Genomic DNA, 9,749 nt, shown 5'->3' with positions numbered 1-9,749 from the left:
AACGGCCCTTGCCTGCGCACAAAAGCGTACCCGGTTGTATGCATGCTGCGTATCTGTCATGAAAGGAACAAAAAGAATCTGCATGCCCTGTTCGGCCAGGATGCGTGAAGGTTCCGGAAATTCCACGTCATAACAGATCTGTATGCCTATCTTACCACAATCCGTATCAAACACTTTTACCTCGCTTCCACCTTTAATCCCCCAGGCAGACACTTCTCCCGGCGTTGGATGGATTTTGATATATTGCTCATAGGTCCCATCGCGGCGACATAGGTAAGAGATATTGTACAGTACTTCGTCGATCACGATGGGCATGCTGCCGGAAATGATATTGACATTGTAGGCAACGGCATGCTGCTGGAAAATTTCCCGTAACCCATCTGTATACTTTGCCACTCCCCTGATAGCGCCTGCAGGATCCATCTGGTTAAACTCCTTCATCAACGGCGAATTGAATAACTCCGGGAACACCACGAAGTCGGACCCATAGTCGCTCACCGCATCAATAAAATATTCCACCTGTTGCAGAAACCCTTCCAGGCTGCCATAATCCCGCATCTGCCACTGCACCAATCCAATACGTACGGTAGATTTATTATAGCGGATCGTATCCAGGTCTTTCTCGTAGTAAATATTAAACCATTGAAGCAGGGTAGCAAACCCCATCGACGCCTCATCGTTTGGCAAATAATTCTTTAGAATTTTCTTTACCGTAAAATCGTTGGAGAACTGAAACGTTAAGGTAGGATCATAGATTTCCCGGTCCTGTACCTTTTCTATATACTCCCTTGGAGACAAACGTTCTGCATACTTCTCATAGTTGGGAATACGGCCACCGGCCACAATACCCTGCAAATTCAGTTGCTCACAAAGATTTTTACGGGCATCATACAAACGCCGGGCGAGTCGTTTACCCCGATAGTCAGGATGTACAAATACTTCGATGCCATATAAGATATCACCCTTTGGATTATGGGTGTTAAATGTATAATACCCGGTGATCTGCTCATAGGTATGGCTATCTCCAAACTTCTCATAGTCGACAATAATAGCCAAAGCGCATCCCACCACTTTGTCGTTTACCGTTACCGCAATCTGCCCTTCGGGAAAAAGTTTGATCAGTCTTTGTATAGTTGGCTCTCTCCAATAGCTGCCGGCCATGTCTGCATAGGCAGACAGCATAGATTCTTTCAGGTCCAGGTAGTCCTCTACCGTTAGCGTCCTGATTTCAATTGTTTCCGACATAGAATGATTTTCTGTTTTTAATTAAAACTCCGTCCCTTAGTGACTTGTTCAATAATATTGATTTTTTTTATTTAATTTGTGGATTAATTTAACAACTGCAATAATTTAACCATACCCCAGGTAAACCTGCTACCTTATATTTAATTTATTCAAACCGATACATCTTAGACCTTACTACTGTGCCTTTAATTCAAAACAGAGATATAGTTATTATAGGGCTCCAACAATGGTACACCGCTATTGGCAGCAACTGTAAAAACATTGCGCAGGAATTTGCGCGGCATAACAGGGTGCTATATATCAATGCTCCGTTAGACAGACGTACTATTTTAAACGGGAAAGGAGATCCTCATGTGCAGTATCACCTTGACACGAAAGAGAAAAAAGTACCTTCCATTGTGCCGATCAGCCACAACTTATGGAACTTCTACCCCTCGGTTGTGCTGGAATCCATTAACTGGCTTCCTTCTACCCGGCTGTTTTCCTGGTTTAACAAACGAAATAACAGGAAGTTCGCCGATAGTATCAGAGAGGCGGTAACCGCCATGAATTTCAAAGACATCATTCTCTTTAATGACAATGATATATTCCGGGGATACTACCTGAAAGAGTTGCTGCAACCGGAAAGGTATGTTTATTACAGCAGGGATTATCTGCTGGGCGTACCTTACTGGCAAAAACATGGGCAGCTGCTGGAACCCCGGCATATTGCCAAAGCAGATGTAGCAGTGGCTAATTCATTGTACCTCGCGGAAATGCTGCAACAGCATAATCCTGCCAGTTATTATGTAGGACAGGGCTGCGACTTACAACTTTTCGATGCCCAGATAAAACATTCCGTGCCGGCAGATGTTCCTGTTGGAAAGGGACCGGTAATAGGTTATGTAGGTGCGCTTAAATCACTGCGGCTGGACATCAATATCCTGCTTAAAATAGCCAAAGAGCGTCCGCAGTGGCAATTGGTGCTGGTTGGACCGGAAGATGAGGATTTCCTCCGATCAGCGTTACATCAGCTACCGAATGTTCATTTCACAGGCAAAAAAGATATCTCCGTGCTTCCTGCTTATGTACAGTCCTTTGATGTATGCATCAATCCGCAGGTGCTGAATACGGTAACCGTTGGCAACTATCCTTTAAAAATTGATGAATACCTGGCCATGGGTAAACCGGTAGTAGCTACTGCTACTAAAACCATGGAGTTATTCAAAGATTATGTATACCTCGCTGCTACGGCAGATTATTATGTCCCGCTGATAGAAAAAGCGATTGCTGAAAATACGGATCAGTTGACAGCAGCACGTATACAATTTGCGGGTACACATACCTGGGAAAATTCCGTGAAGGCAATTTACCAGGCTATATTGAACACTAGCGGTCATTCCTTATGAGTATCATCACCAACATAAAACAACGCCCCGGCCTAAAAAAACTGGCTTTGTATCTGCTGATGCCTAAAAATCAGGCACGCCCGCGGAAGTGGGTGCAGTGGTTTGTGAACCCGTTCAAACACAAAAAGGGAAAGGGGTCGCTGATAAGAAGGCGTACCCGGATAGATGTACTTCCTTTTAATACGTTTATGCTTGGCCGTTATTCTACCATAGAAGATTTTGCGACCATCAATAACGGAATGGGAGCCGTCATTATCGGTGACCATACCAGAATAGGCATTGGAAATGTAGTCATTGGTCCGGTGCGTATAGGCAATAATGTTATACTGGCCCAGAACATTGTATTATCCGGACTTAACCACGGTTATACCGATCCCAATGTACCTATTTCGCTACAGCCCTGCTCTATCGCCGAAATAGTGGTGGAAGACGATTGCTGGATTGGCGCCAACAGTGTGATCACTGCCGGTGTTACTATTGGACGCCATTCGGTGGTAGCTGGTGGCAGCGTAGTGACCAAAAACGTTCCCCCTTACACGGTAGTAGCTGGCAATCCTGCCCGCCCCATCCGTCAGTACCAGCCGGCCACCGGTACCTGGGAAAAAGTTTAATTGGCTACCTTAATAAAATGTCCGCTCCAACGGAAACTACTACTTCCTTCTCCTCTCACCTCCAGCAGATAATAGCCGGTAGGCATGTTATTAATATTAATATCTGTCTGAAATGAATCAGGGGTGGTAAACCTGAGATTCTGGTGTTGTCTTCCTTTCACATCATAGATACGCACCTGCAAAGGAGTAGTACCCGTTCGCACCACATGCAGGCGAATATAACTTACCGCAGGATTGGGAAATATACGGGCAGAATCTTCTGTATGTGTATCCGGACCGGAGGTTATTACTGTTACCTGGAAGAAAGCCGTAGCGGTAGCACCTGCATTATCTGTTACGATCAGCTGGAACTTATAGACACCTACTTTCAGATTTTTAATCAGTGTCTGCGCCAGGTCAGGATTTATAATTTCTGCGGTTGACGGTCCCGACACCTGCGACCACGCATATGTTTTAATGCTGCCATCTGCATCATAGGATGCCGTACCATCTGCAAAAACCGCTTCTATTGGGAGTTGTATGGTTCTATCGCCGGCTGTTGCTGCTACCGGTGGCGTGTTATTAACGATCACCGGCAACACCACTACATTTACAGTAGCCGTTGCTGTTGTCTGCTTGTCATCTGTTACTGTCAACTGATACGTGTAAGTACCTGCTACCAGGTTGCTGATATTTGTTCTGGCCGAACCTGCCGCAGAAAGATTTCCACCGGCAGGACCAGCGGTCTTCTTCCACAACCAGGTAGTGATTTGTCCATCTGCATCGGTGGAACCACTTCCATCGAGTGAGGCACTATTCACCGGCAACTGCACCTGGATACTATTGCCTGCATTGGCTACCGGTGGTTGGTTGGGTTCCACTGCTGCCAGTACTACTACGTTTACGCTGGTACTGTTGCTGGCGCCTTCATCATCGGTGACTGTCAACTGGTAAGTGTAAGTACCTGCTACCAGGTTACTGATATTTGTTCTGGCCGAACCTGCCGCAGAAAGGTTTCCACCTGCAGGGCCAGCAGTCTTCTTCCACAACCAGGTGGTGATTTGTCCATCTGCATCTGTGGAACCACTTCCATCAAGTGAAGCACTATTCACGGGCAACTGAATCTGAATATTATTGCCGGCATCCGCTACCGGTGGTTTGTTGGGTTCCACTGCTGCCAGTACCACTACATTTACACTGGTACTGTTGCTGGCGCCTGCATCATCGGTGACTGTCAGCTGGTAAGTGTAAGTACCCGCTATCAGGTTACTGATATTTGTTTTGGCCGAACCTGTAGTGGAAAGGTCGCCACCGGCAGGGCCAGCAGTCTTCTTCCATAACCAGGTGGTAATCTGTCCATCTGCATCTGTGGAACCACTTCCATCAAGTGAAGCAGTATTCACGGGCAACTGCATCTGAATATTATTGCCAGCATCTGCTACCGGTGGTTTGTTGGGTTCCACTGCTGCCAGTACCACTACATTTACACTGGTACTGTTGCTGGCGCCTGCATCATCGGTGACTGTCAGCTGGTAAGTGTAAGTACCCGCAATCAGGTTACTGATATTTGTTTTGGCCGAACCTGTGGTGGAAAGGTCGCCACCGGCAGGACCAGCAGTCTTTTTCCACAACCAGGTCGTGATTTGTCCATCTGCATCTGTGGAACCACTTCCATCAAGTGAAGCAGTATTTACAGGTAACTGAATCTGAATATTATTGCCGGCATCAGCTACCGGTGGTTTGTTTTGCTGTACCGCTGCCAGTACCACTATGCTTACAGTGGCGCTATTACTCCCGCCAGCGTTATCGGTAATGGTGAGCTGAAAAGTATAGGTACCTTCCTCCAGATTGCTCACATTTGTTTTAGCCGAACCCGTGGCAGAAAGGTCACCACCAGCAGGACCCGCGGTCTTTTGCCACAACCAGGTAGCGATTTGTCCATCTGCATCGGTAGAACCACTTCCATCGAGCGAGGCGCTGTTCACGGGTAACTGAATCTGAATATTTTTGCCGGCATTGGCTACCGGTGGTTTGTTGGCTGCTGCGAGTACCACTACGTTTACAGTGGCGCTATTACTCCCGCCAGCATTATCGGTAATGGTGAGCTGAAAAGTATAGGTACCTGCCAGCAAGTTGCTCACGTTTGTTTTAGCAGCACCTGTGACGGAGAGGTCGCCACCGGCAGGACCAGCAGTCTTTTGCCATAACCAGGTAGCAATTTGTCCATCGGCATCGGTGGAGCCACTTCCATCAAGCGAGGCGCTATTCACGGGTAACTGAATCTGGATATTTTTGCCCGCATTGGCTACCGGTGGTTTGTTGGCCGCCGGCTTAACGATAACACTCACTCTCGCCGTTCCGGTTAATCCTTTGCTATCGGTTACTGTTAGTTCATATATAAAGGTGCCTTCTGTAAGGGCTGTAATAGTGGGTTTGGCGGTAGTCCCATTCGTAATGACATCGCCGGTTGGACCGCTGATTTTTTTCCATGCATAACTTTTGATGGTACTTCCACTTGCAGCAGTAGAGGCGGATCCGTCGAGCGCTGTATTATTGACAGGCAGGGTAATCGTAATATTGGTACCTGCATTTGCCAGCGGCGGCGAGGAAGTCCCTGCTTTCACTTCAAAAGCACCCACATCATATTTTACCTGCTGGGGGCGTGGCGTACTATCAAAGTCTGTATTTAAACTAAAATCACTCATATCCCGTCCCACATTTACGGCTGGAGATGTTGGCAGCAAACGGTAATTTTTGCTGGCGCTATCTACCATTTGAGCCGCTACCTGGCTTGGGTAGCAGAGGTTATTTGAATACAGTAATTTAATAGGGAGGTCGCCTTTAATATACATCCCTTTTACCGGATAGTCGTAAGCTGTTCCCTTCTCTATCATCAGGTTGTTATATACCTGGTGTCCAATGGGCGTCTGGTAAGCAAAGATCTTGATCGCATTCGCTCCGCTGTCTGTATTAACAATGGTATTGTTATAAATAATGGCAGCCGGAGGAGGGAAAATATCCGGCGTGGTGTTAGCCGGAATTTTATCCGATACATTAATACCTTCATAATGGATATCTGAGATAACATTATTATAGATCTGACTTACGCCAGATCCGAAAATAGTTACTCCCGGCATATATCCTTTTGAAATATTGTTGTTATATACTTTGAGACTGGAGCCTGAGCCAACGAGAATTCCATAGCCCTGGGCTGAATTCTGTGAAATCCCATAATTCACAATCTTGTTATTGAAGACGCGGTTATCCCCGTTTTTTGCCATGGAGATTTGCATGGCGTCACTACCAATGTTTTCGAGATCATTATCATACACCAGGATGTTTTCTATCCAGTGCGAGCGCATATCAGTGCAGGTGCCTTCTGTCCAGAAGTAATGGGTATTACCAATATAGAAGCCTTCCCATAGTGAGTTCAGACATTTAATGTGGTGAATTTTCACGTTCTTCATCACATAATTTCCTTCGAGATACTGCGGCTGTGCGCAGGCTTGCAGTGTTTTGGCCTGCAACATGATACCACCATCATGAATAAATATGTTGTGTACATCAAAATCGGAGCTACCTACTCCCAGGGTGAGACCAAATATCTGTAAGCCGGTGATGTTAGTCCCATTCAGGTCGAAGCCATATTCATAATTCTTATCTCCGCTACCGCTGATCTCTACAAAGCGGCAGGTGGGCGCATTAAAAACCGCGGCCGTTCCCTGGTTTCTGACCCCCAGTTTTACCTGTCCTCCGCAGTTGGTGATCACCACCGGCTTGTCTGCTGTACCGGTGATATTACCCAAATGAAGGTACTCATACTCCCCCGCCGGAATGCACAAAGTATCACCGGGTTTAACGCCCAATGTTGCCATGGCGTTCGGATAATACATTTCTGCCCGTCCGTTGGCGGTGTTGGTCATTGGCACTACAATACGTCTGCCACCCGTAACAGGTGGCGGTGTCACAGGTGGTGGTGTTACCGTTCCATTTTTGGAATATTGTAACATCCATTCGTACATATTTTTATTGTCTTCTTTGTAAGTAGGGTCATAAGCCTTTGTCCAGGCGTTATGTCCGGAAGCATCGAAGATGGTGAGTCTTGCCAGTGGATTAGGTGCCGGTGTACTGGCATTAATATATTTCACCCAGTTAATAGAATAATCGGGCGATACGTCGGGATCTACTTTATTATGAAAAGCCCAGATGGGTGTATTGTTGGCGGCAATATTTGCTGCCAGCGCCGTCGTGGGAGGGTAATAGCCACAAACAATTGCCGAAGCGGCAAATGCTTTTGCTTCTGTTTTATTCTCAGTAAGCGCTCCCCAGGTTTCTCCTCCTCCCATACTCAAGCCGGTAATGTAAATACGGTTGACGTCAACGTCATATTTTGTAAGGAGGTAATTTTTAAACTTAATCGCATCTGCAGATCCCGGCCAGGTATTGAACTGAGGGGAAATCACGATAAATGAAAAGTCCTGATTATTGACGGTGAAGGTGATGGGGAATTTGCCTTGTGCGATTACATTGGGAAGACCATTCTTTAATACTGCGGAAAGGGGGGCACCTGAACTGGCCAGCTCACCTACTCCATGAAAGAAAATAATAAGGGGATACTTTTTACTGCTGCCGGGTGTATAGCCTGCAGGCAGATATTCATAAAAACCTTTAATGTTTGTCATTGTAGGATCATTGAAGGCTCTGGCAGTTTGTACCTGGCCAAAACTCCTGGGGGATCCGAAAAACAACAGCAATAAAATAGTGCCCAGCCTATACATGCTGCGGCAGGAAGGTTGCCTTAGCGATAGCAAAAGGTTTATCATAAAATTATATGGCTTGCAAAGTTTTTAAAAATCTATCCTCATAGTTTCTCCTTAAAAAAGTTCCGTAATAAAAAAACTTCCGGTATTACAAAGAAAGCTTTTTTTTTCAACACATAATTAAAAAAATTAACATATATGTGCACAATAAATAAAGTATAACTATTTTGCATTTATACTTATTTGTTTATTTTCAATTTATACCGGGTATTCTCTTCTTTTTTTTGGTTAAAAAAACTACCTTTACATTCAGTTATACTAATAATTGCCCCCGTTTTAAACCTCATCCTATTTAAAACCATGATTTTCATATAATACGATTGTAATTATAGTTTCATGGCTTTTAAGTTTTTATCGATTTTACGTAACAGGCACTTTCATTCCCTTCTCGGGAATGTGATCATGGCGTTTTTCAATGTACTTTCTTTTGCGCTGCTGGTAAGAATGCTTTCTTTAAGTGCTTTCGGAGAGTGGGTATTATTCCTTGCGACTTACAATATTCTGGATCAGATACGTACTGCTATGCTGCAATCAGGGATTATTAAATTTAGCGCCGGTGTTGACGAAACTGTCAGCAGACAGGTAACCGGAGCTGCCTGGTACATTTCCCTGTTAGTTACACTTTCCTTTATAGTAGTTTCATTGATAGTATATGCGGTGGCCTTTCCATTGTTCAGTCCCACCTGGCATTTCTTCCTGGGGTGGTTGGGTATCATGACTTTACTCTCTCTCCCATTCAACTTTGCCACCTGGGTATTACAGGCGGCACACCGGTTTGATAAGATTGTGCAGATCCGCTTTTTGCAGAACGGTTCTTTCCTGGTGTTACTGGGAGCATTGTTCTTTCTGGAACAGGTAAATCTGCATAATGTATTGTATGCCTATTCATTATCACTGCTGGTGACAAGTATCTACTGTATGGCATTCAGGTGGACCGCAATGAATAGCATGGCCGCCAGAACCAAACAGCACGTAAAGGACTTATACCACTATGGCAGGTTAATAGTAGGTAGCATGGTTTCTTCTTCTCTTTTGAACTACTCAGATAATCTTGTTCTGAGAACTATGCTCAGTCCTGCAGCAGTGGCGATTTACAGTATTCCTCAAAAGTTCATGGAAGTCATTGAAATTATTCTGCGGAGTTTTGTGGCCACCTCCCAGCCTACCATATCCGGCGCCGCCAACAGAAATGACTGGAGGGGCGTGTCTCAGGCGTTTTGTAAATATACCGGCACGGTGACTATTATGATTATTCCATTTGTTGCCGGATTGCTGTTGTTCACCAAACCGTTGATCATCATACTTGCAGCAAAAGCATACCTGCCGGCCACAGATATCGTCAGGATATTCCTGTTATCTGCGATCCTTTATCCTATTGATCGTTTCATTGGGGTTACACTGGATATGATCAATAAACCGTTGATTAACTTTTATAAGAATCTGCTGAAGCTGGTTCTAAATATTATACTCGATATTACTTTGGTGCTGATGTTTGCCGATATACGTGCAGTAGCGATTGCATCTTCTCTCAATTTGTTATTTGCTGTTATTTTCGGATATTATTTTCTTCGTCGTTCTCTTTCTGATGTAAGTCTAAAAAGTATCTGGAAAAATGGCTGGCAGGAATGCAAAGGGCTACTGCTAAAAGTAAAAATGTTCCGTTTGCAGTACAAATAAACATCCACGCATGAAACAAGCCTTCATTA

General features: G+C 45.0%; 5 protein-coding genes. 3 read left to right on the top strand and 2 right to left on the bottom strand.

Annotated features, from left to right (window positions below; translation table 11 throughout):
* The coding region (locus VIP81_RS07845) for a GNAT family N-acetyltransferase (RefSeq protein WP_331958126.1) at positions 1 to 1,245 on the bottom strand (1,245 nt) is incomplete at its 3' end.
* A gap of 179 nt (positions 1,246 to 1,424) precedes the next feature.
* On the opposite strand from VIP81_RS07845, the gene VIP81_RS07840 reads away from it, so the two are divergent.
* Positions 1,425 to 2,633 (top strand): glycosyltransferase, encoded by a 1,209-nt coding sequence (locus VIP81_RS07840; protein ID WP_331958124.1) that lies wholly within the window; start codon positions 1,425 to 1,427, stop codon positions 2,631 to 2,633.
* Positions 2,630 to 3,244 carry an acyltransferase gene (locus VIP81_RS07835; RefSeq protein WP_331958122.1) on the top strand — a complete coding sequence of 205 codons (615 nt, stop codon included), beginning with the start codon at positions 2,630 to 2,632 and terminating at the stop codon, positions 3,242 to 3,244. Before VIP81_RS07840 ends, VIP81_RS07835 begins: the two co-directional genes overlap by 4 nt.
* Here the strand turns inward: VIP81_RS07835 and VIP81_RS07830 are convergent.
* Entirely contained in the window at positions 3,241 to 7,905 is a 4,665-nt protein-coding gene (locus VIP81_RS07830; protein ID WP_331958120.1) for a PKD domain-containing protein, read from the bottom strand. The genes VIP81_RS07835 and VIP81_RS07830 overlap by 4 nt on opposite strands.
* A gap of 474 nt (positions 7,906 to 8,379) precedes the next feature.
* On the opposite strand from VIP81_RS07830, the gene VIP81_RS07825 reads away from it, so the two are divergent.
* Positions 8,380 to 9,720, top strand: a complete 1,341-nt coding sequence (locus VIP81_RS07825) for a lipopolysaccharide biosynthesis protein (protein ID WP_331958118.1) — start codon at positions 8,380 to 8,382, stop codon at positions 9,718 to 9,720.
* The last annotated feature ends 29 nt before the right edge of the window (positions 9,721 to 9,749 follow it).

This window comes from Chitinophaga sp. (assembly GCF_036566945.1).
Lineage (GTDB): Bacteria > Bacteroidota > Bacteroidia > Chitinophagales > Chitinophagaceae > Chitinophaga.
Note: the sequence above shows the minus strand (reverse complement) of the source record. Positions and strands in the feature narration are given on the sequence as shown.